The sequence below is a fragment of the Pseudomonas sp. TE3644 genome, from assembly GCF_056278815.1.
The window spans coordinates 6,370,455-6,394,618 of sequence record NZ_JBWBQF010000001.1; the positions used below are offsets into that span (position 1 = coordinate 6,370,455).

Sequence of the window (24,164 nt, forward strand, 5' to 3'; positions counted from 1 at the left end):
ATGTCATCCGTTGAAATCCGCCCGGTCAGCGCCGCCGACCACGCCCACTGGCTGCCCCTATGGCAGGCCTACCTGCGCTTCTACAACACCGAATTGGCCCAGGCGGTCAGCGATGTCACCTGGCAGCGCATGCTTGATGTAGCCGAACCGACCAATGCCGCACTGGCCTGGCAGGACGGCCGCGCCATCGGCATGGTCAACTTCATCTACCATCGTTCGAACTGGTCCATCGAAAATTCCTGCTACCTGCAGGACCTTTTCGTCGCTGAAGAAGCACGAGGGCTGAGCGTAGGCCGCAAGCTGATCGAACACGTGTACGCCACCGCTGCGGCCAATGGCTGCGTGAAGGTGCACTGGCTGACCCACGAAACCAACGCCACGGCCATCCAGTTGTACGAGCGCGTGGCCGAACGCCCTGGCTTCATCCAATTTCGCAAAGCTGTGTAGGAATTGATCATGTCCAACCCCGTCACCGACTGGCAACCCGCTGTTGAACCCAGCGGCTCAACCTTGCAAGGCCGCTTTATCCGCCTGGAGAGACTGGATGTCGGCCATCACGGCGATGACCTGTGGGCAGCGCTGCAGGGGCCCGATCCGAAGCTGTGGGATTATCTGCCATACGGCCCGTTCACCGAGCGCGGCCTGTTCGATGCCTGGCTCAAGGGCCAGGCCGCCAGCACCGACCCGCTGTTCTACACAGTGATCGACCTGGCCAGTGGCAAGGCCGAGGGCATTCTCAGCCTGATGTCGATCGTGCCTGAACATGGCCGTATCGAGATCGGCCATGTGGCCTTCGGCGCGCCGATGCAGCGCACGCCTAAAAGCACCGAGGCGGTGTACCTGCTGGCGAAGCTGGCTTTCGCACTGGGCAATCGCCGCCTGGAGTGGAAGTGCAACAACGCCAACGCGCGCTCCAAGCAAGCAGCCGAACGGCTGGGCTTTACCTTTGAAGGGGTGTTCTGGCAGCACATGATCGTCAAAGGCCAGAACCGCGACACGGCCTGGTACTCGATCACTGACGGCCAATGGCCGGCCGTGCACGCCGCGTTCGAGGCCTGGCTGGCGGATGCCAACCAGGGCCCGGACGGTCAGCTCAAGAGCCTGAGCCAGCTGCGCGCCGGTTAAAGCCCGGCGGCCAGCACGGCGATGTGTTCCGGGCCGATACCGCAGCAACCGCCGATGTGGGTGGCGCCCCGAGCGCGCCAGTCGGCGGCCCACTGCAGGTAGCCTGGCGGGTCGAGGTCTTCGCGCAGCTCGTCCAGGCCATCGTTGGCCTTGGCGTCCTTGGGTTGCGGCGGGAAGGCGTTGGCGTAGGCGCCGATAGCAACCTCGGCGCCCAGGGCGGCGAAGGTGTCACGGGCCGCATCGATGGCCGCGCCAATCACTTCGGGCTGGCTGCAGTTGAACAACAGCACTTGCACGCCCAGCTCGGCTGCGGCTTTGGCCGCATCGGCCACGGGCTCGCCGGAGCGCAGGCGTGGCACCTCATCGGTGTCCTCATCCTTGAGCGTGAACGACAGCCAGAACGGCTTGCCGTCTGCCGGCAGGCCGGCGCGAATGGCCCGTGCCTCGGCGATGCAGCTTTGGGTCTCGGCCAGCCACAGGTCCACATGGGGTGCCAGCCCGCGCACCAGCGGCTGCAGCAATTCTTCCACGCGTTGCGGCTGGAACAGATCCGGGCGATATGAGCCAAACAGCGGCGGCAACGAACCCGCCACCCGCGCCTTGCCCGACGCCGCATCCGCTGCTTCCCGGGCCAGACGCCCAGCCACGCTGGCCAGCGCCTCACCTTCGCGGGCAAAGCGTTCCTCGCCAATATGGAACGGCACCACCGCGTAGCTGTTGCTGGTGATTACCTGCGAACCACTATCGATATAAGCGGCGTGGACATCGCGAACCGCGTCCGGCGCTTCCCCTAACGCCAGCGCAGACCACTCGGGCTGCCTGAACGGGGCGCCACGGCGCTGCAACTCACGGCCCATGCCGCCATCGAGAATTACCACTGCCGCTTTGGTCATATGCCATCCGCTTATATCGATATGAAAAAAACTCACTATGAGCGAGTTACTTATAACTATTTAATACGGCCATTCAATTAACTTACAACCGTTTTTTTGGGGAACCCTGTGAATCTACGCGCTCTGCTAGGCATCGGCCTGATCACCCTGGCCGCCTCTACCCAAGCCCTGGCCGGCGCCACGCTGCAACGCGTGCAGGACCACAAGGAACTGGTGGGCGTGCTGATGGAAAGTTATCCACCGTTCTCGTTCCTCAACGAACAGAACCAGCTGGATGGCTTCGATGTGGACGTGGCCAAGGCCGTTGCCGCCAAGCTGGGCGTGACCCTGCGCCTGGAGACCCCGTCCTGGGACGTGATCGCCGCCGGCCACTGGAGCGGGCGCTATGACATCTGCATCTGCTCGATGACCCCGAGCAAGGCCCGCGCCGAAGTATTCGACTTCCCGGTGGAGTACTACGCCTCGCCCGCCGTGATCGTGGTCAACGCCAACGATGACCGCATTCATTCGGCCAAGGATTTGTCCGGCAAGAAAGTCGGCCTTACCAGCGCTTCCAGCTACGAAAGCTACCTGAACAAAAACCTGGTGATTGAAGGCGCCGAGGACAAGCCGCTGGTGTATCCATTCGACAACGTCGAAATTGCCCCGTACGACACCGACAACGTGGCCTTCCAGGACCTGGGCCTGGGCGCTGGCAAACGTCTGGACGCGATCCTCACCAACCTGGTGACTGCGCAGCCACGTTTGAACCAGGACAAACGCTTCAAACTGGCCGGCGCGCCGCTGTATGAAGAGCCCAACTCGGTAGCCATCGAGAAAGGCGACCCGCAGTGGGACGCCAAGGTGCGCGAGGTGTTCGCCCAGCTCAAGCAGGACGGCACGCTGAGCAAGCTTTCGCAGAAATGGATCGGCGCCGACATCAGTAAATGACTTCCTTCGAGCCCCCACGCCTGCCCCAGCAGGTCCGCGAAAGCCTGCTGCAGCGGGTGTTCACGTTCCGTACCCGGCTGTACCTGACCTGGGCGGCGATGTTCGCCCTGTTCGCGGCGTTTTTCCTCAGTTTTGACCTGAAACTGTCGATCATTCTCGACAAACTGCCAAACCTGGTGGGCTGGCACCTGGCGCCCAATGGCTTCCTGCAAGGCGCGGCCCTGACGCTGTTCCTGTGTCTGTGTTCGATCGTGGTCTCGGTACTGCTGGGCTTCGCCACGGCGTTGGCGCGGCTGTCCAATAGCGCGGTGGCCTTTGGCGTCGCCAGCTTCTATGCCTCGTTTTTCCGCGGCACACCTTTGCTGATCCAGATCCTGCTGATTTACCTGGGCCTGCCGCAACTGGGCATCGTGCCTGGGGCGATCAGCGCGGGCATCATCGCCCTGTCGCTGAACTACGGCGCCTACCTGAGCGAGATATTCCGCGCCGGCATCATCGGCGTTGCCGCCGGCCAGCGTGAAGCTGCCCTGGCATTGGGGCTGCGCCCGGCGCAAATCTTCTGGCGAGTCACCCTGCCCCAGGCGATGCGAACCATCATCCCACCCACCACCAACCAGTTCATCTCGATGCTCAAGGACTCGTCGCTGATTTCGGTGATGGGGGTGTGGGAGGTGATGTTCCTGGCGCAATCGTATGGGCGGTCCAGTTACCGCTACATCGAAATGCTGACGACGGCGGCGATTCTGTATTGGGTCATGTCGATCGGCATGGAGTTGGTGCAGGCGCGGCTGGAAGCCTATTACGGCAAGGCCTACCGTGAACGCCGCTGAGGTGATGGCTCCCTTGGCGGAACATTTACCGAATTTTTAGCGGTCCACTTTCAGGCCAGTGTTAGCGGCGTACTCAGTACGCCCTGACCACTGAAAGAGGAAAAATCATGAGCAACTACGTTGAAGCTGCCGAATGGTGGCGAGTCCCTGCCCCGCAACTGCACGTTAACAAATACCACAGCATCATTCTGGACCGCGGCGAAATGCACAAGGCGGTGCCGGACAGCAAGAATCAGTACCTTTTCTCCGAAACCGGGGCTGGCGTGAAACCGCTCGCCATCGTCGGTACCGCGTTGCAAATCGCGGAATTGCTGGAGCGCTCGAGCAGCCGCAGCATTGTCAGCGATATCAAAAGCCTGCAAACCCTCTACATGGGCGTGTCGCTGTACGTGCCCAAGGATCGCTTTGAGGGGGTATTCCCGCTGAATGCGGTGGCCAAAGGCTTGGCGGACTTTGCGATAGGCGTCTGGGGCAACGCGGTGCGTGAAGCCAGCCAGGCGGAACAGATCGCGCTGTTCATGGCCAAGCTGATGAAAGCCAGCCCCAAGGAAAAACAGCAGGGCAATAACCTCTTTGTGAAGTTCAGCTACCTGCAAGAGGAAGGCATGTTCAAGGTCGGTACATCGCGGGTTTCCTGCAAGGAAATCCAGCAACAATTGCTGGCGCACCTCCCCTTCAAGAAATGATCCGTAGCCGCTGCCGCCAGGCTGCGCTGGACTTTGTGTGCGCTGGATATCTGCGGTGAGGAACAGGGCCAGCGCAGCCTGCGGCAGCGGCTACAGATGTACGCGTAGCCGCTGCCGGCAGGCTGCGCTGGGCTTTGTGTGCGCTGGATATCTGCCGTGGGGAACAGGGCCAGCGCAGCCTGCGGCAGCGGCTAAAGATGCACGCGTAGCCGCTGCCGGCAGGCTGCGCTGGGCTTTGTGTGCGCTGGATATCTGCCGTGGGGAACAGGGCCAGCGCAGCCTGCGGCAGCGGCTACAGATGTACGCGTAGCCGCTGCCGCCAGGCTGCGCTGGCATTTGTGTGCGCTGGAGAGCTGCGGTGGGGAACAGGGCCAGCGCAGCCTGCGGCAGCGGCTACAGGGGTGGGGGGATGAAAAAAAAGGGGGGCCGAAGCCCCCCAGAGGTTAAACGTTGATCAGGCGACGATTTCGATCAGGATCTCGCCCGGGTTCACCCGGTCGCCCTTGGCGATGTGAATGGCGGTGATCTTGCCGGCAATCGGCGCCTGTACTTCGGTTTCCATCTTCATCGCCTCGGTGATCAGCAGCGCTTGGCCAGCCTTGACCACATCGCCCTCCTTCACCAGCACATCGACGATGTTGCCCGGCATGGTGGTGCTGACATGGCCCGGCTCGCTGGCCTGCTTGCGCTTGCCGATGCCGCTGCCAACAAATTCGTTGAGCGGTTCGAACACTACTTCTTCCGGCATGCCGTCGATGGACAGGTAGAAGTGGCGTTTGCCTTCAGCCTTGACGCCCACACCGGTGATGTCGACGCGGTAGGTTTCGCCGTGCACGTCGATGACGAACTCGGTCGGCACCCCTTCACCGCCCGCCGATGGCGCCTTGCCAGGCTCGGGGATTGGCAGAAGCACTTCGGGGGTCAGCGTGCCGGCCGCGCGTTCTTCGAGGAACTTGCGACCAATGTCCGGGAACATGGCGTAGGTCAGTACGTCCTCTTCGGAGGTAGCCAAGGTGCCAATCTCGCCACGCAGACGCACCATCTCCGGTTTGAGCAGGTCGGCCGGACGGACGTCGATCACTTCTTCGCTGCCGATGGCCTGACGACGCAGCTTCTCGTTTACCTGGCCGGGGGCCTGGCCGTAGCCGCCCTGCAGGTACAACTTCACCTCATTGGTGATGGTTTTGTAGCGCTCGCCGGCCAGCACGTTGAAGAACGCCTGGGTGCCGACAATCTGCGAAGTCGGGGTTACCAGCGGCGGGAAGCCCAGGTCTTCACGAACCCGCGGGATCTCGGCCAGCACTTCGTTCATGCGATTGAGGGCGCCCTGCTCCTTGAGCTGGTTGGCCAGGTTGGAAATCATCCCGCCCGGTACCTGGTTGACCTGCACGCGGGTATCGACCGAGGTGAATTCGCTTTCGAACTGGTGATATTTCTTACGCACGGCGTAGAAGTACAGGCCGATTTCCTGCAACAGCTCCAGGCTCAGGCCGGTGTCGAATTCGCTGCCCTTGAGCGCCGCAACCATGGACTCGGTGCCCGGGTGGCTGGTGCCCCAGGCGAAGCTGGAGATGGCGGTGTCGATATGATCGGCGCCGTTTTCCACAGCCTTCAGCTGGCACATGGCAGCCAGGCCGGCGGTGTCGTGAGAGTGGATGAATACCGGCAACGACTGCTCGGCTTTCAGCGCACGCACCAGCTCGCCAGCGGCGTAAGGAGTCAGCAGGCCGGCCATGTCCTTGATCGCCACCGAGTCGCAACCCATGGCTTCCATCTTCTTGGCCTGGGCCACGAAAGCGTCGATGGTGTGCACCGGGCTGGTGGTGTAGGCGATGGTGCCCTGGGCGTGCTTGCCGGCGGCCTTCACGGCCTCGATGGCCACGCGCAGGTTACGCACATCGTTCATGGCGTCGAAGATACGGAACACATCGATGCCGTTCACCGCCGCCTTGGCGACGAAGGCACGCACCACGTCATCGCTGTAGTGGCGATAGCCCAGCAGGTTCTGGCCGCGCAACAGCATCTGCAGGCGAGTGTTGGGCAAGGCGGCGCGCAGTTTGCGCAGGCGCTCCCACGGGTCTTCCTTGAGGAACCGCACGCAGGCGTCGAAGGTGGCGCCGCCCCACACTTCCAGCGACCAGTAGCCGACCTTGTCGAGCTTGTCGCAGATAGGCAGCATGTCTTCGGTGCGCATGCGGGTGGCCAGCAGGGACTGGTGGGCGTCGCGCAGGATTGTGTCGGTAACGAAGATTTTCTTGGACATTATGGGTTCCTCACAGGCCTGCGTGGGCGGCGATGGCGGCGGCGATGGCCAGGGCCAGCTCTTCGGGTTTGCGCTTGATCGAGTAGTTGGTCAGTTCAGGGTGGGCTTCCACGAAGCTGGTATTGAACTGGCCACTGCGAAATTCGGGGTTGCGAAGGATTTCCTGGTAGTACGCGGCGGTGGTCTTCACCCCCTGCACGCGCATGTCGTCCAGGGCCCGCAGGCCGCGGTCCATGGCTTCTTCCCAGGTCAACGCCCACACCACCAGCTTCAGGCACATGGAGTCGTAGAACGGCGGGATGGTGTAGCCGGTGTAGATCGCCGTATCGGTGCGCACGCCGGGGCCGCCGGGGGCGTAGTAGCGGGTGATCTTGCCGAAGCTGGGCAAAAAGTTGTTCTTCGGGTCTTCGGCGTTGATGCGGAACTGCAACGCGAAACCACGGTGATGAATGTCTTCCTGTTTCACCGACAGCGGCAGGCCCGAGGCCACGCGAATTTGTTCGCGCACGATGTCGATACCGGTGATTTCCTCGGTGATGGTGTGTTCCACCTGCACCCGAGTGTTCATTTCCATGAAGTACACCTCGCCCTCGGCGAGCAGGAACTCCACGGTGCCGGCATTCTCATAGCCCACGGCCTTGGCGGCGCGCACGGCCAGGTCGCCGATGTAGGCGCGCTGCTCAGGCGTCAGTTGCGGGCTGGGGGCGATCTCGATGAGCTTCTGGTTGCGGCGCTGGATCGAACAATCGCGCTCGAACAGGTGCACCACGTTGCCGAAGCTGTCACCCAGGATCTGCGCTTCGATGTGCTTGGGATTGACGATGCATTTTTCCAGGAACACTTCAGCCGAGCCGAAAGCCTTGGTGGCTTCGGAGATCACCCGCGGGAAATTCTGCTCAAGCTCTTCACGGCTATTGCAGCGGCGGATACCGCGGCCGCCACCACCGGAGGTGGCCTTGAGCATCACCGGGTAACCAATGCGGTCACCTTCAGCCAGGGCTTCTTCGATGTCGGCAACGTTGCCTTCGGTACCGGGGGTAACCGGCACGCCGGCCTTGATCATGCTGCGGCGCGCTTCGGTCTTATCACCCATGCGGCGGATGACTTCAGCCGAAGGCCCGATGAATTTGATCCCGCGTTCGGCGCAGATGTCAGCCAGCTCGGGGTTTTCCGACAGGAAGCCATAACCAGGATGCAGGGCATCACAGCCGGTTTCCACGGCCAGGTTTACCAGCTTGCGCGGGTTCAAATACCCGGCCAGCGGTTCGGCGCCAATGCTGTGGGCCTCGTCGGCACGCTTCACGTGCAAGGCATGCCGATCGGCGTCGGAATAGATCGCGACGGAGCGAATGCCCATTTCGGCGCAGGCACGCACGATTCGTACGGCGATTTCACCACGGTTGGCGATCAGGATCTTTTTTATCACTTGGATGTTCCTCGACCGTTGACTGTCGACCGGCAAAACCAGTCGGCGCATGACCCGGCCCGCTCGGCCAGTCGCACCTTCACAGTAGCGCCGTGCAACAATTAACAAAAATCAATATTTGTTAGGTCAGCCATAAAGGAAGCCTTATAGTCAGGCGACCCTGGCGCGGCAACGAGGACTACATCATGCGTAAGTCATTGATGCGTATGACATTACGACAACTGCAGATTTTCAACGAAGTCTGCGATCTGCGCTCTTACAGCCGCGCTGCAGAGGAAATGTCGCTGACCCAACCCGCTGTCAGCCTGCAGATTCGGCAGCTGGAAGAGCTGGTTGGCCAGCCACTGTTCGAATATGTAGGCAAAAAACTCTATCTCACCGAGGCCGCCGAAGCGCTGCAACGGGCCAGCCGGGACATCTTCGGGCGGCTGGAAAGCTTCGACATGCAGCTTTCGGACATGCAGGGCTCGCTGCAAGGCCAGCTCAAGCTGGCGGTGGAATCGAGCGCCAAATACTTCGTGCCGCACCTGTTCGCCGCCTTCAAGCGCCAGCACCCCGAGGTAAACCTTAGCCTGACGGTGTGCAATCGCGCACAGGCCATCCGTCGCCTGTCGGATAACCGCGACGATCTGATCATCATGTCGATGGTGCCCCAGGACATGGGGTTGGAGTTCATGCCGTTCCTCAACAACCCGATCGTCGCCGTGGCGCCGCCGGATCATCCGCTGTGCAAGCTGGAACGCCTGCGCCTGCAGGACCTGGAGCCACACACACTGCTGATGCGCGAACAGGGTTCGGGCACGCGCAAGGCTTGCGAGGAGTACTTCAAGGAAAAACGCGTGCACTTCACGCAGACCATCGAGGTGGCCAATGCCGATGCACAGCGCGAAAGCGTCATCGCCGGGCTTGGCCTGGCCCTGTTGACCCGCCATGCATTGAACATGGAGTTGGCCACGGGGGTGCTCAAAGAACTACCGGTCGAAGAACTGCCGCTTTATCGCAGTTGGTGCATCGTGCAGGCCAAGGCCAAACGGCTATCGCCGGTGGCGCTGGCCTTTCAGGCGTTCATCCGCATGGAACGGGCGCAGATCACCGCCCTGGCTGAACGTTTTTCTGGACGTTTGCCGACGTTGCCTGCCAGTAATTGATGGAATCAAGATCGGGGAAGTCAGCGATTTCCTGCAGCAGGCGGCGCTGCTCGGAGTAGCTTTCGATTGCGCGGCGGAATTCCATGCGGCGCTGGTCTTCCTGCTGGCGCTTGGTTTTGTTGGTGCCTTGGTCCTGCGAGCCATCGAAGTAACGAGCCATTGCGTCTCTCCCAGTTCGAGTGCGGGGACTTCAGACTGGGCTTTGGCGGTTACGATTTGCTGGCGGGGAAATGACTGTTCAATGAAACCTGATCCCTGTAGCCGCTGCCGAAGGCTGCGCTGGCCCCTGAGTGCGCTGCAGATTTGAAGCGGCAATACGGGCCAGCGCAGCCTGGCGGCAGCGGCTACAGGGGGCGTGCGGTATCAATCGTCGAGCGCTTTGACCGACTTGGGTGACAACCGCAGGCTGCGCAAGCTGCGCTTCACGCTCTTGAGGTGATTCACCAGGCTAGGGCCACGCGCCATGGCAACGCCCATGGCCAGCACGTCGATCACCACCAGATGGGCAATGCGCGAGGTCAGCGGCGTGTAGATCTCGGTGTCTTCGTGCACATCGATCGCCAGATTGACTGTGGATAACTCCGCCAACGGCGTCTGGCTTGGGCACAGCGTAATCAATGTGGCACCGCTCTCGCGTACCAGGTTGGCAGTGATCAGCAAGTCTTTGGAACGCCCGGACTGCGAGATGCAGATGGCCACATCACCCGGCTTAAGGGTCACGGCCGACATCGCCTGCATATGCGGGTCGGAGTACGCGGCGGCCGTCAGCAACAGGCGGAAAAACTTGTGCTGGGCATCAGCCGCCACGGCACCGGAAGCGCCGAAACCATAAAACTCCACCCGCTGCGCCTGAGCCATGGCGGTCACGGCACGCTGCAAGGCCTGGGCATCGAGATGCTCACGCACTTCCATCAGGGTGTGCAGGGTGGTATCGAAGATTTTCAGGCTGTAGTCCGCCACCGAATCATCTTCGTGGATGGCGAACTGCCCGAAACTGGCGCCTGCCGCCAGGCTCTGGGCCAGCTTGAGCTTGAGGTCCTGGAAGCCGGAACAACCAATCGCCCGGCAAAAACGCACGATGGTCGGTTCGCTGATGCCAACGTTGTGCGCCAGGTCCGCCATGGAGCTGTGCATCACGGCCGCAGGGTCGAGCAGCACGTGGTCGGCGACCTTGAGCTCCGACTTGCGTAACAGGTGGCGAGACTGGGCGATGTGTTGCAACAGGTTCAATGGGCAGGACTCGTTCAGGATCATAAGACCGATGTAGCTTTCTTGTAGTTATACTACATGACCTGCGACACGCCCAGCTAAACGATGGTCAAGTTCGCGAATGAACCTGTTCGTGCTGAGGACGGTAATCACGGTCTTCCGCCAGCAACCCGCCAAAAGCCTGGGCTTCCACCGGTTTGCTGATCAGGTAACCCTGAATTTCGTCACATCCATGCGCGTTCAAAAACGAAAGCTGCGCGTGCGTTTCAACACCTTCGGCCACCACTTTCAATTGCAGGCTGTGAGCCATGGCGATGATGGCGCGGGTGATGGCCGCATCTTCACTACCTTCCTCCAGGCCGCGAATGAAAGCCTGGTCGATCTTCACGTAATCCACCGGGAAGCGCTTGAGGTAGCTCAGGGAAGAGTAGCCGGTTCCGAAGTCGTCGATGGCAAGTTTTATCCCCAGCGCCTGCAACTGATGGAAGGTGGCGATGATGTGCTCCACGCTGTCCAGCAACTGGCTTTCGGTGAGCTCAAGCTCCAGGTAGTGCGGCGCCAGCCCGGTATCGTCGAGCACCTGGCGCACCAGGCTGACCAACTTGCCCTGCCGCAACTGATGCACTGACAAGTTCACCGACATGCGAATCGGCGCCAGCCCCTGGCGCTGCCATTCGCACGCCTGCCAGCACGCCTGGCGCAGCACCCACTCACCGATTGGGCCGATCAGGCCGGTTTCTTCAGCCAGGCCGATGAACTCGCCCGGCGGCACCATGCCCATGGTCGGGTGGCGCCAGCGCACCAGCGCTTCGGCACCGTTCAAACGGCCACTGGCCAGGCACAGCTTGGGTTGGTAGAAGACTTCCAGCTGGTTTTCGTCGATGGCTTTGCGCAATTGCTGCTCAAGTTGCAGACGCTCCAGGGTGCTGGCCTGCAGGCTCTCGGTATAAAACTGAAAATTGTTGCCGCCCAGATGCTTGGCGTGCTGCATGGCCATGATCGCCTGCCCCACCAGCGCCGATACATCCCGGGCATTGTCGGGCAGCAGGCTGATACCGACGGAGGCGCTGACCACCAGTTCCTGGTTCTCGATCATCTGCGGCAAGCGCAGTTTGGCCAATAGCCGGCTGGTGACCCGCGCCAGGCTGGACAGGTTGGCGTAGGCGTCGAACAGCACGGCGAACTCATCGCCCGACAACCGCGCAATGGTGTCCGCCTCGGGCAAAGCGTTAGTGATGCGACGGGCCATTTGCTTGAGCAACTGGTCGGCACTTTCATGGCCCATGGTTTCGTTGAGCAGCTTGAACCGATCGAGGTTGATGTGCAGCAACGCCAGGCTGCGGCCGCCCTGGCGGACACGCTGGTTGGCTTCCTGCAAGCGCTCGCGGAACAGGGCGCGGTTGGCCAAGCCGGTCAGCTCGTCGTAATGGGTGAGGAAGCGCATCCGCTCTTCCGATTCGCGACGGGAAGACAGATCGGCGCAGAATGCGATGATGTGGCTGATGTTTCCCCGATGATCGCGCACAACGCTCAACTGCAACCACTGTGGATAAAGTTCGCCGCTTTTGCGCGCCTCAACCAGCTCGCCTTGCCATTGCCCCGACAAGTGAAGGGCCTCATCGATCTGGCGATGGTGCCTGCGGGCGTCGCGGCTGCATGGCAGCTCCACCACATTGCGGCCCAGCACTTCCTCGCGCGAGTAACCGGTGACCTTGATGAAGGCCTCGTTGATCGACAGCACCTGCCAATCGCTGTCGAGAATGATGATGCCTTCGCTGGCCGCCTCGAAAACCATCGCCGACAGGCGCTGCTGGTCTTCATGGGCCTTGCTGATGCTGATATCGCGGCGGGTGCCTAGCATGCGCAGCACCTTGCCGCCATCAGCCCGCTCGACGGCGCGGCCACGGTCTTCGATCCAGCGCCAGCGACCATCGCTGTGGCGCACGCGGTACTCGATGCGGTAATCCTCGGTGCGGCCCTTCATGTGCTCGACCAAGGCACGCTTGAGGTGTGGCACATCCTCGGGGTGCAGGCGTGGCTTGAGGTGGCGCAGCATGGCCGTGACGTATTCAGGGTCCAGGCCGAATAGCTGTTTGACGTGGGTGTGGTGCACTTCGTCGGACTGCAGGTCCCAGTCCCACAGCCCCAACTCACTGGCTTCCAGCGCCAGGGCCAGGCGCGCCTCGCTCTTGCTCAGGGCCTGGTTGGCCAGGTCCAGTTCATGACTGCGCTGGGCCACACGGTCTTCCAGGCCAGCCTGAGCTTCACGCAACTCTCCTTCGACGCGGCGACGCTGCTCCACTTCGCGGGCCAGTTCCTGATTGAGGCGGGCGCTGCCGACGTGGGCCTGTTGCAGGTTTTCGATCAACTCCTGGTTCTGGAACCGGCGCAGCAGGCCACGCTCGATCAGGCGATTGACCTGCCAGGCCACTACCGACAACGCCCCCAGCAGGATCAGGCCCAGCCAGCCCCAGCCATGCTGGGCACCGGTGCCGATCATGAACAGAAAACCGATGGGCGGTAGCAGGCACGGCAAGGCGAAACTCAGGAAGGCCGGCAGGCTGACGGCGTAGGCAACACTGGCTGACAGCGTGGCTGCGCCAAGCAGGCCAAACACCCAGGCCTGTTGGACGAAGCTGTCAGTCGGCACCAGCAGGATGGCCGCGCCCGCCAGCGTCAGGCCGCTGATGGCCGAGCCGAACAGAAACATGCGCAACCAATTGGGATTGGCCTGACGGTCGGGAATGGCTGAATCAAAGGCGGCAACCTGGATCACGCGCATGGCTACCAGCGCGGTCAGCCACACCAGCCAGATGCTCACCAGCAGGTAATGCTGCGGCTCCCACAGCAGCCATGCACAGAACAGCCCGTTGAGCAGCATCAGCAACGTAGGCAGCAGGGAGCCCTGATACAGCAGGCGCGTGCGCTCTACCGCCAACTGGGCGGCGTATTTGCGGCGAATATCCCGTTGCCCCTCCGTGGAAGCAGGACCTGTAGCAAGTGTCATAGGCAGTATTCTTATTGGTGTGCTGAGCCTTGTCGTGCACGGAGCATACACAAGCGCTGCGCCGTGCCAAAGCCCTGCCGCACACGGATCGTCGGCGGTATTTTATCGACCGCTCGCACGCCGGGTTTGCTCCAATCTTGTCCAGCACCCTAAAATGGCGGGATGCGCGATGACCTCTCCCTTCTGCTGAATTCCCTCAACGATGCCCAACGGCAGGCCGTAGCGGCCCCTGTTGGCCGTCAGTTGGTCCTGGCCGGTGCTGGCTCCGGTAAAACCCGAGTGCTGGTGCACCGTATCGCCTGGTTGATCCAGGTCGAACAGGCCTCCCCCCACTCGATCCTGTCGGTGACGTTCACCAACAAGGCCGCTGCCGAGATGCGCCAGCGTATCGAGCAGCTGATGGGTATCAACCCGGCCGGCATGTGGGTGGGCACCTTCCACGGCCTGGCGCACCGCCTGCTGCGGGCCCATTGGCAGGAAGCGAACCTGAACCAGAACTTCCAGATCCTGGACAGCGATGACCAGCAGCGTCTGGTCAAACGGGTGATCCGCGAACTGGGCCTGGACGAACAGCGCTGGCCTGCTCGCCAGGCGCAGTGGTTCATCAACGGCCAGAAGGATGAGGGCCTGCGCCCGCAACATATCCAGGCCAGCGGCGACATGTTCCTGGGCACCATGAAGTCCATCTACGAAGCCTACGAGGCGGCCTGCGCCCGTGCCGGCGTGATCGACTTTTCCGAATTGCTGTTGCGCGCCCTGGACCTGTGGCGTGACAACAAAGGCCTGCTGGAGCACTACCAGCGCCGCTTCCGCCACCTGCTGGTGGACGAGTTCCAGGACACCAACGCCGTGCAGTACGCCTGGTTGCGTCTGCTGGCACAGGGTGGCGACAGCCTGATGGTGGTAGGCGACGACGACCAGTCGATCTACGGCTGGCGTGGCGCGAAAATCGAGAACATCCACCAGTACTCCGCCGACTTCCCGGATGTGGAAACCATCCGCCTGGAGCAGAACTACCGCTCCACTGCGGGCATCCTGAAAGCCGCCAACGCCCTGATCGCCAACAACACCGGCCGTCTGGGCAAGGAGCTGTGGACCGACGGCGGCGACGGCGAGCCGTTGAGCCTGTACGCCGCGTTCAACGAACATGATGAAGCGCGCTACGTGGTGGAAACCATCGAGGCGGCCATCAAGAAAGGCATGTCGCGCAGCGATATCGCCATTCTGTACCGCTCCAACGCCCAGTCGCGGGTGCTGGAGGAAGCCCTGCTGCGCGAGCGTATCCCGTATCGCATCTACGGCGGCCAGCGCTTCTTCGAGCGGGCCGAAATCAAGAACGCCATGGCCTACCTGCGCGTGCTGGAAGGCCGTGGCAACGACTCGGCGCTGGAACGCATTATCAACGTGCCACCGCGCGGCATCGGCGAGAAGACCGTCGAAGCCATCCGCGACCACGCCCGCCACTCCGAGATTTCCATGTGGGAATCCATGCGCCAGCTGGTGGCCAACAAGGGCCTGACCGGCCGTGCCGGCAATGCCCTGGGCGCGTTCATGGAGCTGATCGAGAACCTGGCAGCCAAGGTCATGGAGATGCCGTTGCATCTGATGACCCAGACCGTCATCGAGCAGTCCGGGCTGATCACTTATCACCAGGAAGAAAAAGGTGAAAAGGGCCAGGCACGGGTAGAAAACCTTGAAGAACTGGTGAGCGCGGCGCGCAACTTCGAAACCACCGAGGAAGACGAAGACCTGACGCCGCTGGCCGCCTTCCTGGGCCATGCTTCGCTCGAAGCTGGCGACACCCAGGCCGACGAGCACGAAGACAGCATCCAGCTGATGACCCTGCACAGTGCCAAGGGCCTGGAATTCCCCCACGTGTTCCTGGTGGGCATGGAAGAAGGCCTGTTCCCGCACAAGATGAGCCTGGAAGAGCCCGGCCGCCTTGAAGAAGAGCGGCGCCTGGCCTACGTGGGCATCACCCGTGCCATGGAACAGTTGGTGATGACCTACGCCGAAACCCGGCGGCTGTATGGCAGCGAGACCTACAACAAGGTCTCGCGTTTCGTACGCGAGATTCCGGCGGGTCTGGTGCAGGAAGTGCGCCTTTCCAACAGCGTCAGCCGGCCGTTCGGCTCGGGCCAGAAACAGAACTCCAGCAGCCTGTTCGGCGGTGCCAACATCCCGCAGACCGAGTTCAGCCTGGGCCAGCGCGTGCAGCACGCAGTGTTTGGCGAAGGCGTGATCCTCAACTTCGAAGGCTCTGGCGCCCAGGCGCGGGTGCAGGTCAACTTCAGCGAAGGCAGCAAGTGGCTGATGATGGGCTACGCCAAGCTCGAAGCTCTCTGATCCTGTAGCCGCTGCCGCCAGGCTGCGCTGGCCCCCTGCCTCGCTGGAGATCTCCAGAGCATGGGAAGGCCCGCGCAGCCTCGCGGCAGCGGCTACGTATCACGCGTGATTGTTTCCCCCTGTAAAAGCTCGAAACACTATGTCACTGGCCATGGCCTGCCCTTCTGTGCAACATGGCTTCAGTGCAATCCACACACGGGACTCCCCATATGCAACGTTTTCTCAGCATCGCCCTGGCGCTGTGCATCGGCCTGACGATGAGTATCGACGCTCACGCCAAGCGTTTCGGTGGCGGCAAGAGCATGGGCGCTGCGCCCACCCACCAGACCCAACAGATGGCACCGTCTTCTGCCGGAGCTGGCGCGGGCGCTGCTGCAGCCGCAGCCCCTGCCCGTGCGGCCGGTGGCGCTTCGAAATGGCTCGGCCCACTGGCCGGCATCGCCGCAGGCGGCCTGCTGGCTTCCATGTTCATGGGCGGTGGTTTCCAGGGCATGCAGTTCTTCGACATCCTGATCATGGCGGTCATCGCCTTCGTGATCTTCCGCTTCATCGCCGCCCGTCGGCGCAAGCAGCAGGAGCAACTGGCTCCCGCCGGCGCGCCGTTCCAGCGTGAGGCCTTCGAGCAACCTGCACAGCCGATCTTCGGCAGCGGCGGTGGCCAGCCTGCGCGCCCGGTCATCAATGCACCGGCCTGGTTCAACGAACAGAACTTCCTGAACGCTGCCCGCAGCCACTTCGAAGCGATCCAGCAACACTGGGACGCCAACGAGATGGACAAGATCGCCGAGTTCGTGACCCCGCAAATGCTGCAGTTCCTGCGTCAGGAACGCGCCAGCCTGGGCGACAACTTCCAGTCCACCTACATCGACAACCTGAATGTGCAACTGGATGGCGTCGACGATCGCGCCGACAAGACCATCGCCACCCTGACCTTCAGCGGCGTCTCCAAGACCTCGCGTTTTGACCAGGGCGAAGTGTTCAGCGAAAGCTGGAACATGGAACGTCCGCAGGGCGACAACCAGCCTTGGCTGATTGCCGGTATCCGCCAGAACGGCTGATCCAGCGGCGCCGCTTCACAAGACCCCGGCTCATGCCGGGGTTTTTTCATTTTTAACATTGCGGAAATATCCAGCTAATGTATAAACCGCACCGCGCAATTCGTTGAGAGGAAACATGCCGTGGAAGAAGTGATCGAACAACTCCGGGAAGCCAATGAACCGGTCCCCGTTCCACTCGAGTTGCCCGATGAGGACCAACTGGTCGAGATCGAAGAACAACTGTTCATCAATATCCCGTTCGTCTTCAAGGAATTCCTGCTGACGGTCAGCGACGTTGTGTACGGCAGCCTCGAGCCCGTCACCGCTACCGATCCGCAGTCGCATACCTACCTGCCGGAAGTGGCGGCCAATGCCTGGGACTCGGGCGTGCCCCGTGACTTGATTCCGATCTGCCAGGACGGTGAAGACTTCTACTGCGTCGAAGAAGACGGCACCGTGGTGCTGTGGTCCGGCGAAGAAGAGCTGGTCACCGAGGAAAGCTGGGAATCGGTATGGCACTGGGCGCGCGACGTCTGGCTGGAAAGCTGATTCCAACCGCGTAACGGCGTCGCCTGCATCGCGACCAAGGTCGGCTCCTACCACGTACGGCGTAGGAGCCGACCTTGGTCGCGATGCAAACGACGCCGTCCTGTAGCCTCAGCCTGCCGCAGCAGCTACAGGTCAGTGAGGCTCCGCGTTGTTGCCAAGGGTTTCCAACAGCGCTACCTGCATGCGCGTGTGCACGCGGATAAACCAGCGCCACAACACCGCTGCAACCGCAGCCGCCACCAGCCCTACCACCACCAGCAATTCGCTGGTCGGCAGAATGCTGGCCGACAGTGCCGCCAGCAGCAGGAAAATCACCAGCAGCGACACCAGCGGGATGACCTCGGCCACCACGCGCCGCACCCGCTCGGTATGCCGCCCTGCCATCTCGGGTTTCACACCCATTTCCGCCAGCAACATCGACAGCGCCTTGAGCTTGCGATACGCGGCAATCAGGAACGCCAGCGACAGCAACAGCGATGCCCCCCAGATTAACGCGTTGTGCCAGCGCGCCTCCTCGACCCAATGGGCGAGATAAGCGGCGATAGGGTCGGCGAAATAGGCGGCGCTGAAGAATATCCCCATCACCAGCGCCAGGTTCACACCGACCTGCAGCAGAATCCGCCGGATCATGCTCGCCAGCAACGCCCCCTGGCCTTGGGGCTGAATACTGCGCAACCATTCGCCATATAGCCCGAACACCCGCGCCACCCGCACGGGCACCCAGCCTGCGAGTTTGCCGGCAAGCGGGTCAGCGGCCCGGATGAGATAAGGCGTGGACAAGGTCGTCAGCACCGATACCGCCACCGCCACCGGGTACAGAAAGTCGCTGGTCACCTGCAAGGTCATGCCCAGCGAGGCGATGATGAAAGAGAACTCACCAATCTGCGACAAGCCCATCCCTACCCGCAGCGACGTACGCCCATCATTACCGGCGATAAATGCCCCAAGGCCGCAGGAAACCATCTTGCCCAGCACCACGGCGACGGTAATCACAGCGATAGGCCAGGCGTACTCGACCAGAATGGCCGGGTCGATCATCAAGCCGATGGCCACGAAGAAAATGGCGCTGAACATGTCGCGGATCGGCTCAATCAGGCGCTCGATCTTCAGCAACTGACGGGACTCGGCCATGATCGCACCGATCAGGAACGCCCCCAGCACCATGCTGTATTCAAGCTTGACCACCAGCAGGCAGAACCCGAAACACAGCCCCAGCACAGTCACCAACAGCATCTCGTTGCTTTCAAACCGCGCCACATAGGCCAGCAGCCGCGGCACCAGCAGAATCCCGACTACCAGGGCGACGATCATGAACAGCGACAGCTTGCCCACGGTGGAAAACACTTCGCCGGAGCTCACCGAGCCGCTGACGGCAATGCCGGACAGCAAGGCAATGATGCCGATGCCCAGTATGTCCTCGACGATCAGCACCCCGAAGATCAGTTGGGCGAAGCGCTGGTTCTTCATCTTCAGGTCGTTGAGCGCCTTGACGATGATAGTGGTGGAAGAGATAGCCAGAATCGCGCCCAGGAACAGCGAGTCCATGGTGCCCCAGCCAAACCAACGGCCGATCTCGTAACCGATCCAGATCATCAGCACGATTTCCAGGAAGGCCGCGATAAAGGCCGTGGCGCCTACCCGGAACAGCTTGCGCAGGCTGAACTCCAGCCCCAGGCAGAACATCAGGAAAATCACCCCAAGCTCGGCGAGCGTCTTGATGGTGTCTTCATCATGGATAAGGCCAAAGGGCGGGGTGTGCGGGCCGATCACGAAGCCGGCGACGATGTAGCCCAGCACCACGGGCTGGCGCAGGCGATGGAAAATCACCGTGACCACCCCGGCTATCAGCATGATCACGGCCAGGTCCTGGATGAAACTGATGGCATGCATGGGTGCGGCTCCTGTTCACGGTGTAACATCTCAAATCTGAGGTTAACACCGTGAAACTTGCGGAAATGCCGATGCAACAAGTGGAAACAGATCCGTTGGCGCTCGGCGCCCCGGCTGTGACGTCAGGCCAATGGTCGACGTCCCGAAAGGATGGGATTTGTCCATGTGGGCAAGCGCCAAGATAGGCGTCGCCCCTTAACTACAGCAACATTACCGTGAGCGCACTATGGAACCCGGAAACGCCCAGTTGTCGATGACTGTTCTGATGACCCCGGACATGGCCAACTTTTCTGGCAATGTGCACGGCGGCACCTTGCTCAAGTACCTCGACGAAGTGGCCTACGCCTGCGCCAGCCGTTATGCCGGCCGCTACGTGGTAACCCTGTCGGTGGATCAGGTGATCTTCCGCGAGCCGATTCACGTCGGTGAACTGGTGACCTTCCTGGCGTCGGTGAACTACACCGGCAACACCTCGATGGAGGTCGGTATCAAGGTGGTCACGGAAAACATCCGTGAGCGCTCGGTACGCCACACCAATAGCTGCTTCTTCACCATGGTGGCCGTGGACGACCAGCGCAAGCCGGCCCAGGTGCCGCGCCTGGAGCCCGAGACCAGCGAAGAGAAACGCCGCTTCGTGCAGGCGCAGCAGCGCCGCCAGATCCGCCAGGAACTGGAGAAGCGCTACCAGGAAATAAAAGACGACGGTCTTTGACTTGTAGCCGCTGACGCCAGGCTGCGCTGGCCCTGATTCCAACCCTGAATGTTCGGGTGTATGTGAGGGCGAGCGCAGCCTGGCGGCAGCGGCTACGGGGTCATGCCGTGAGGCGCTGCGCCTCAAAGCGCACACGCGGATGCACAATGCGATCCTGCGCACGCACCAGCTCAAGTTCGTAGCTGGTGCAGGCCTGGGTTTCCAGCAGCACTTCATGCACCGCCGCGGCCGCGAATTCGAACGCCGCCACCTGGCTGTCGCCCAACAACAGACGGGCCAGGAACAGCCCCGAGGTCAGATCACCCACGCCCACCGGCTGGCGCGCGAAAGCCAGTAGAGGCCTGCGCAAATGCCAGCTGCCCTCAGCGTTGACCAGCAACATCTCGAAGTCTTCAGCGCCCTTGCCGGGATAAGCCAAATGCTTGACCAACACGGCCTTGGGGCCACGCGCCAGCAACATACGCGCCATGGCCACGCAATCTTCCAGCGACTGCGCCGGGCGACCGCAGAAGGTGTTGAGCTCCAACTGATTCGGGCACACCAGGTCGGCGGCGCTCACGGCTTCGCTCAGCAGGAAGTCGCTGACCTCGGATGGCACGCTGCAGCCCTTCTCGGGGTGGCCCATCACCGGGTCGCACAGGTATAGCGCGTGGGGGTTGGTGGCCTTGACCTTGCGCACCACTTCCAGGATGGCGCGACCTTGGGCAGCGCTGCCCAGGTAACCGCTGAGCACTGCATCGCAGTTGCCCAACTCGCCAATCGTCGCAATCCCTTCCACCAGCGCGGGAATTTGCGCCGGCGCCAACACTTCTCCCGCCCACTGACCATACTGAGTGTGGTTGGAGAACTGCACGGTGTTCAGCGGCCACACATTGACCCCCATTCGTTGCATGGGAAACACGGCGGCGCCGTTGCCGGCATGGCCAAAGACCACATGCGACTGAATGGCAAGCAGGTGTGGAGTACGTTTCATGCAAATATCCCGCAGCGGTAACTGATTTTCGAGGGCGCAGTATGGCGCCAAATGGCGTCTGTACGACAGACCGAAGTCGCAGTTAAGCTGGGCACAATTAGTTGGAGCATTCCTCGATGTTAACCCTCGGAAATCTGTTTGTGCTGATGGTGCTGGGCGCGGGTGCTGCCTGGCTGTGGCATAACCATGGCCTGCGCGAGCGGGCGCTGGAGCGGGTCAAGCAGCATTGCGCCAAGCTGGACCTGGAACTGCTGGACGAAAACGTCGCCTTCAAGCGCTTCGCCTTCGTGCGCGACGCCAATGGCCGCCGCCGCTTTGCCCGTGTGTATAACTTTGAATTCACCGTGACCGGCGAGCAGCGCCACCCGGGCACCATCACTCAATTCGGCGGCCACGCGGTGCAGATCGAGCTGGCGCCCTACCCGTTCGAGATCAAGACCCACCCCACCGCCGAGGTCATCGAAATGGACCAGTGGCGTCAGGAACACAAGCGCTGGCGCCCCTGATCAAACGCTACAGCCTGCGTAGCCGCTGCCGCAGGCTGCGCTGGCCATCACAGGCACCCGCGTAACAAGTTATCCAACGCCACCTCATCCTGCGCCTCGGCAAAAATCAGTTCCAACCGAGAATCGCGCCGCCATTCACTGGCCTGCCACCCCTGTATAACGTTATCCACAGCGTTAATCGACACCCATTTATCCACAGAGTGGATAACTCCCTTGGCTCGTCTCCAGCGCACTGTGGATAAAAAGTCATGCAACTTTTCCAGGTCGAATATTCGCTCTGGATGCCAGCGCCAACCGACGCTCCAGCCATCCGCCTGGTTATGCACAGCCCGTATTGGGTGAAACGGATCTATCCACAGCGGAAACGGCTCAGCGGCAGAGTCCGGTATTTTATCCACAGCCTCAAAAACTGGCCCTAGGTCCATCTGTACCAAATCGGAAAAATCCAAAAACCCGTCGTTTGTAAAAAATGTATCAATATCAGGCAGTTGAGAAGTTATCAACAGCCTGTTTTCCACAGTCAATCCAGCAGACTTATTCACAACCAGCAATCCCATATTCGACAGCGCTTGCCGCTGAGGCTCCGGCAAAAGTTGTCCACAGGCCAGTGCCGGACCATCCAGCACCATGATCGCCGGCTGCACCGCCAGCACCCCGCGCCACGGTGCCTCGCGCAATTGCGCCAGCAATTGCGACGGGTGTCCCAACCCCGATGGCTCGATAAACAACCGATCAGGCCTGGCTTTGCGCAGCAATCGCCCCAACCCCACCTGGAACGGCGCGCCATTGACGCAACACAGGCAGCCCCCCGCCACCTCGCCCAGTGCGATACCATCATCGCCAGTGCTCAACAACGCGGCATCCAGCCCGATCTGGCCAAACTCGTTGATCAGCACTGCCCAGCGTTCATTCGCGGGCCGCTGCGCCATCAATTGGCGGATCAGGCTGGTCTTGCCAGCCCCCAGGGGCCCGGCGATGACGTGAGTGGGTATATTTTCAAGCATCAGTGGTTTCTTGAATGGAGGTAGTGGATGGGTTTTCGTGGTGCGCTGGTACTGGTACTGACTCTGGCCAGCACCCAGGTATGGGCCCAGGCCTGTGTTGTCCACAGCCACGCCGAGCGGCTGGACGTGAAAGTCTGTCAGCAGAATCGCAACATCCCCGAAAAGATGTTCCACGACGGTTTTTGTGAGCCCAACCTGCCGGGGCAGAAGGTCGACGTGCAGTTCGTCGACCAGTGCCCGGCGGGGGCGTTTGGCGTGTGCAGCAACGCCCATGTGGACAATATGCCCTATCGGCAGGATATCCACTATTACGGCGTGGCCACCGATGCGGCTTACCTCGAGCCGTTTTGCGAGCAGAAAAGCCTGGGCACCTGGCTCAAGCCCTGATCAGGCCGCATCTTCATGCCAGGGGCCGAACGGGTCTGGCAACGCGGTCCAGGCTTCGCTGCCCATGGCCATTTCCGCTTCGGTCAGCAGGCACTCATCCAGTTCTGCATTCAGGCGCTGGAAATCCACGCCCTGGCCGATGAACACCAGCTCCTGACGGCAATCACCGCTGTCAGGCTGCCAGTGCGCCAGGATCGATGCAGTGCTTTCGGCGTCCTGAGGCCAGTGCGCCTTGGGTACAAAACGCCACCAGCGGCCAGCGAAACCGTGCCGCATCAAACCGCCCGCCTGAGACCAACTGCCCGCCTCCTGCGGCTTGCTCGCCAGCCAGAAGAAGCCTTTGGAGCGCAGCAACTTGCCGTTTTCCCACGGGCTGTTAATCCAATCGTAAAAGCGCTGTGGATGAAAGGGTCGGCGCGCCCGGTAAGCACCTGAAGTGATGCCGTACTCTTCGCTTTCGGGTACGTGTTCGCCACGCAACTCCTTCAGCCAGCCAGGCGCCTGCGCCGCACGTTCGAAGTCGAACAGGCCGGTGTCCAGGATACGGCCTAGTGGTACTTGCCCCATCACCATCGGCAGTACCTGCGCCTGGGAATTCAAACGCTTGAGGATGTGGATAAGTTCTTCGCGATCGCTGGCGCTGATCAGGTCAATCTTGCTGATCAAGATCACGTCGGCGAATTCCACCTGCTCGATCAGCAAGTCGGTGATAGCGCGCTCGTCGTCCTCGCCCAGGGTCTCCCCTCGGCTGGCCAGGCTTTCGGCTGCCTCGTAATCACGCAGGAAATTAACGCCATCCACCACCGTCACCATGGTGTCCAGCCGCGCCAGATCGGCCAGGCTGCGACCTTGCTCGTCACGGAAGGTGAAGGTCTCGGCCACGGGCAGCGGCTCGGAGATGCCGGTCGACTCGATCAGCAAGTAATCGAAACGGCCTTCATCGGCCAACTTCGCCACTTCCTCCAGCAGGTCCTCGCGCAGGGTGCAGCAGATGCAGCCGTTGCTCATCTCCACCAGTTTTTCTTCGGCGCGGTTGAGGCTGACATCGCGCTGCACCTCGGTACCGTCGATGTTGATCTCGCTCATGTCGTTGACGATCACGGCCACGCGCAGGTTGTCGCGGTTGCGCAGCACGTGGTTCAGCAGGGTGCTCTTGCCGGCGCCCAGAAAGCCGGACAGCACGGTGACGGGAAGACGATGGGGCATGGTTCGGTTCCTCATGGACGCCTGGTCTTTTGGAATG

Annotated in this window: 22 protein-coding genes; 12 read left to right on the forward strand and 10 right to left on the reverse strand. The window is 61.5% G+C overall.

Annotation, left to right across the window (positions count from 1 at the left end):
• On the forward strand, nucleotides 1–447 hold the full coding sequence (locus tag ACZ9GA_RS28305) for a GNAT family N-acetyltransferase (RefSeq protein WP_457359103.1): 447 nt from the start codon (nucleotides 1–3) through the stop codon (nucleotides 445–447).
• 9 nt (nucleotides 448–456) lie between these two features.
• A complete protein-coding gene (locus ACZ9GA_RS28310) occupies nucleotides 457–1,125 on the forward strand; it encodes a GNAT family N-acetyltransferase (protein ID WP_457359101.1) in 669 nt (222 codons plus the stop codon).
• Here the strand turns inward: ACZ9GA_RS28310 and ACZ9GA_RS28315 are convergent.
• Nucleotides 1,122–2,018, reverse strand: a complete 897-nt coding sequence (locus ACZ9GA_RS28315; protein WP_457359099.1) for a homocysteine S-methyltransferase family protein — start codon at nucleotides 2,016–2,018, stop codon at nucleotides 1,122–1,124. The genes ACZ9GA_RS28310 and ACZ9GA_RS28315 overlap by 4 nt on opposite strands.
• 108 nt (nucleotides 2,019–2,126) lie before the next feature.
• Here ACZ9GA_RS28315 and ACZ9GA_RS28320 point away from each other — a divergent pair, with 108 nt between their 5' ends.
• The 3 genes from ACZ9GA_RS28320 to ACZ9GA_RS28330 all read left to right on the forward strand — a co-directional run bounded on the left by ACZ9GA_RS28320 (nucleotide 2,127) and on the right by ACZ9GA_RS28330 (nucleotide 4,464).
• The gene (locus ACZ9GA_RS28320) at nucleotides 2,127–2,948 is read left to right on the forward strand and encodes an ABC transporter substrate-binding protein (protein ID WP_027980881.1); all 822 of its coding nucleotides are present in this window, start codon (nucleotides 2,127–2,129) and stop codon (nucleotides 2,946–2,948) included.
• A complete protein-coding gene (locus ACZ9GA_RS28325) occupies nucleotides 2,945–3,778 on the forward strand; it encodes an amino acid ABC transporter permease (protein WP_457359098.1) in 834 nt (277 codons plus the stop codon). The genes ACZ9GA_RS28320 and ACZ9GA_RS28325 overlap by 4 nt, the downstream gene beginning before the upstream one ends.
• Nucleotides 3,779–3,885: 107 nt before the next feature.
• The gene (locus ACZ9GA_RS28330; protein ID WP_457359096.1) at nucleotides 3,886–4,464 is read left to right on the forward strand and encodes a hypothetical protein; all 579 of its coding nucleotides are present in this window, start codon (nucleotides 3,886–3,888) and stop codon (nucleotides 4,462–4,464) included.
• A 454-nt stretch (nucleotides 4,465–4,918) separates the two neighbouring features.
• Here the strand turns inward: ACZ9GA_RS28330 and oadA are convergent, their stop codons facing one another.
• Both oadA and ACZ9GA_RS28340 read right to left on the reverse strand, forming a co-directional pair.
• The gene (gene oadA / locus ACZ9GA_RS28335; RefSeq protein WP_457359094.1) at nucleotides 4,919–6,727 is read right to left on the reverse strand and encodes a sodium-extruding oxaloacetate decarboxylase subunit alpha; all 1,809 of its coding nucleotides are present in this window, start codon (nucleotides 6,725–6,727) and stop codon (nucleotides 4,919–4,921) included.
• Between the two features lie 10 nt (nucleotides 6,728–6,737).
• Nucleotides 6,738–8,153 carry an acetyl-CoA carboxylase biotin carboxylase subunit gene (locus ACZ9GA_RS28340; protein ID WP_457359093.1) on the reverse strand — a complete coding sequence of 472 codons (1,416 nt, stop codon included), beginning with the start codon at nucleotides 8,151–8,153 and terminating at the stop codon, nucleotides 6,738–6,740.
• Between the two features lie 185 nt (nucleotides 8,154–8,338).
• Between ACZ9GA_RS28340 and ACZ9GA_RS28345 the strand changes: the two genes are divergently transcribed.
• The gene (locus tag ACZ9GA_RS28345) at nucleotides 8,339–9,301 is read left to right on the forward strand and encodes a LysR family transcriptional regulator (protein WP_027980886.1); all 963 of its coding nucleotides are present in this window, start codon (nucleotides 8,339–8,341) and stop codon (nucleotides 9,299–9,301) included.
• On the opposite strand, the gene ACZ9GA_RS28350 is transcribed toward ACZ9GA_RS28345, so the two are convergent.
• The 3 genes from ACZ9GA_RS28350 to ACZ9GA_RS28360 all read right to left on the reverse strand — a co-directional run bounded on the left by ACZ9GA_RS28350 (nucleotide 9,243) and on the right by ACZ9GA_RS28360 (nucleotide 13,517).
• Nucleotides 9,243–9,461 (reverse strand): PA3496 family putative envelope integrity protein, encoded by a 219-nt coding sequence (locus ACZ9GA_RS28350; protein WP_457359091.1) that lies wholly within the window; start codon nucleotides 9,459–9,461, stop codon nucleotides 9,243–9,245. The genes ACZ9GA_RS28345 and ACZ9GA_RS28350 overlap by 59 nt on opposite strands.
• Nucleotides 9,462–9,664: 203 nt before the next feature.
• Complete coding sequence (gene hexR, locus ACZ9GA_RS28355; protein WP_008366995.1) at nucleotides 9,665–10,531, reverse strand: transcriptional regulator HexR; 867 nt, start codon at nucleotides 10,529–10,531, stop codon at nucleotides 9,665–9,667.
• 88 nt (nucleotides 10,532–10,619) lie between these two features.
• Nucleotides 10,620–13,517 (reverse strand): putative bifunctional diguanylate cyclase/phosphodiesterase, encoded by a 2,898-nt coding sequence (locus ACZ9GA_RS28360; RefSeq protein ID WP_457359089.1) that lies wholly within the window; start codon nucleotides 13,515–13,517, stop codon nucleotides 10,620–10,622.
• 162 nt (nucleotides 13,518–13,679) lie between these two features.
• Here ACZ9GA_RS28360 and uvrD point away from each other — a divergent pair, with 162 nt between their 5' ends.
• The 3 genes from uvrD to ACZ9GA_RS28375 all read left to right on the forward strand — a co-directional run bounded on the left by uvrD (nucleotide 13,680) and on the right by ACZ9GA_RS28375 (nucleotide 17,449).
• A complete protein-coding gene (uvrD, locus tag ACZ9GA_RS28365) occupies nucleotides 13,680–15,863 on the forward strand; it encodes a DNA helicase II (RefSeq protein ID WP_457359087.1) in 2,184 nt (727 codons plus the stop codon).
• 209 nt (nucleotides 15,864–16,072) lie between these two features.
• Complete coding sequence (locus ACZ9GA_RS28370) at nucleotides 16,073–16,921, forward strand: Tim44 domain-containing protein (protein WP_457359086.1); 849 nt, start codon at nucleotides 16,073–16,075, stop codon at nucleotides 16,919–16,921.
• 120 nt (nucleotides 16,922–17,041) lie between these two features.
• Nucleotides 17,042–17,449, forward strand: coding sequence for an SMI1/KNR4 family protein (locus ACZ9GA_RS28375; RefSeq protein WP_457359084.1), 408 nt, complete (start codon nucleotides 17,042–17,044; stop codon nucleotides 17,447–17,449).
• 132 nt (nucleotides 17,450–17,581) lie between these two features.
• On the opposite strand, the gene ACZ9GA_RS28380 is transcribed toward ACZ9GA_RS28375, so the two are convergent.
• Nucleotides 17,582–19,339 carry a cation:proton antiporter gene (locus ACZ9GA_RS28380; protein WP_457359082.1) on the reverse strand — a complete coding sequence of 586 codons (1,758 nt, stop codon included), beginning with the start codon at nucleotides 19,337–19,339 and terminating at the stop codon, nucleotides 17,582–17,584.
• Between the two features lie 226 nt (nucleotides 19,340–19,565).
• On the opposite strand from ACZ9GA_RS28380, the gene ACZ9GA_RS28385 reads away from it, so the two are divergent.
• Nucleotides 19,566–20,051, forward strand: coding sequence for an acyl-CoA thioesterase (locus ACZ9GA_RS28385; RefSeq protein WP_027980892.1), 486 nt, complete (start codon nucleotides 19,566–19,568; stop codon nucleotides 20,049–20,051).
• A 100-nt stretch (nucleotides 20,052–20,151) separates the two neighbouring features.
• Here the strand turns inward: ACZ9GA_RS28385 and pdxY are convergent, their stop codons facing one another.
• Nucleotides 20,152–21,024: a pyridoxal kinase PdxY gene (pdxY, locus tag ACZ9GA_RS28390; protein ID WP_457359080.1), complete on the reverse strand. Its 873-nt coding sequence runs from the start codon at nucleotides 21,022–21,024 to the stop codon at nucleotides 20,152–20,154.
• Between the two features lie 116 nt (nucleotides 21,025–21,140).
• On the opposite strand from pdxY, the gene ACZ9GA_RS28395 reads away from it, so the two are divergent.
• Nucleotides 21,141–21,530, forward strand: coding sequence for a DUF3301 domain-containing protein (locus ACZ9GA_RS28395; RefSeq protein ID WP_457359078.1), 390 nt, complete (start codon nucleotides 21,141–21,143; stop codon nucleotides 21,528–21,530).
• Nucleotides 21,531–21,577: 47 nt separating this feature from the next.
• Here ACZ9GA_RS28395 and ACZ9GA_RS28400 read toward each other — a convergent pair whose 3' ends face one another.
• The gene (locus ACZ9GA_RS28400) at nucleotides 21,578–22,534 is read right to left on the reverse strand and encodes a CobW family GTP-binding protein (RefSeq protein WP_457359076.1); all 957 of its coding nucleotides are present in this window, start codon (nucleotides 22,532–22,534) and stop codon (nucleotides 21,578–21,580) included.
• A 27-nt stretch (nucleotides 22,535–22,561) separates the two neighbouring features.
• Here ACZ9GA_RS28400 and ACZ9GA_RS28405 point away from each other — a divergent pair, with 27 nt between their 5' ends.
• Complete coding sequence (locus tag ACZ9GA_RS28405) at nucleotides 22,562–22,921, forward strand: NADH:ubiquinone oxidoreductase (RefSeq protein ID WP_457359074.1); 360 nt, start codon at nucleotides 22,562–22,564, stop codon at nucleotides 22,919–22,921.
• On the opposite strand, the gene zigA is transcribed toward ACZ9GA_RS28405, so the two are convergent.
• Nucleotides 22,922–24,127 carry a zinc metallochaperone GTPase ZigA gene (gene zigA / locus ACZ9GA_RS28410; RefSeq protein ID WP_457359072.1) on the reverse strand — a complete coding sequence of 402 codons (1,206 nt, stop codon included), beginning with the start codon at nucleotides 24,125–24,127 and terminating at the stop codon, nucleotides 22,922–22,924.
• Nucleotides 24,128–24,164: the final 37 nt, after the last annotated feature.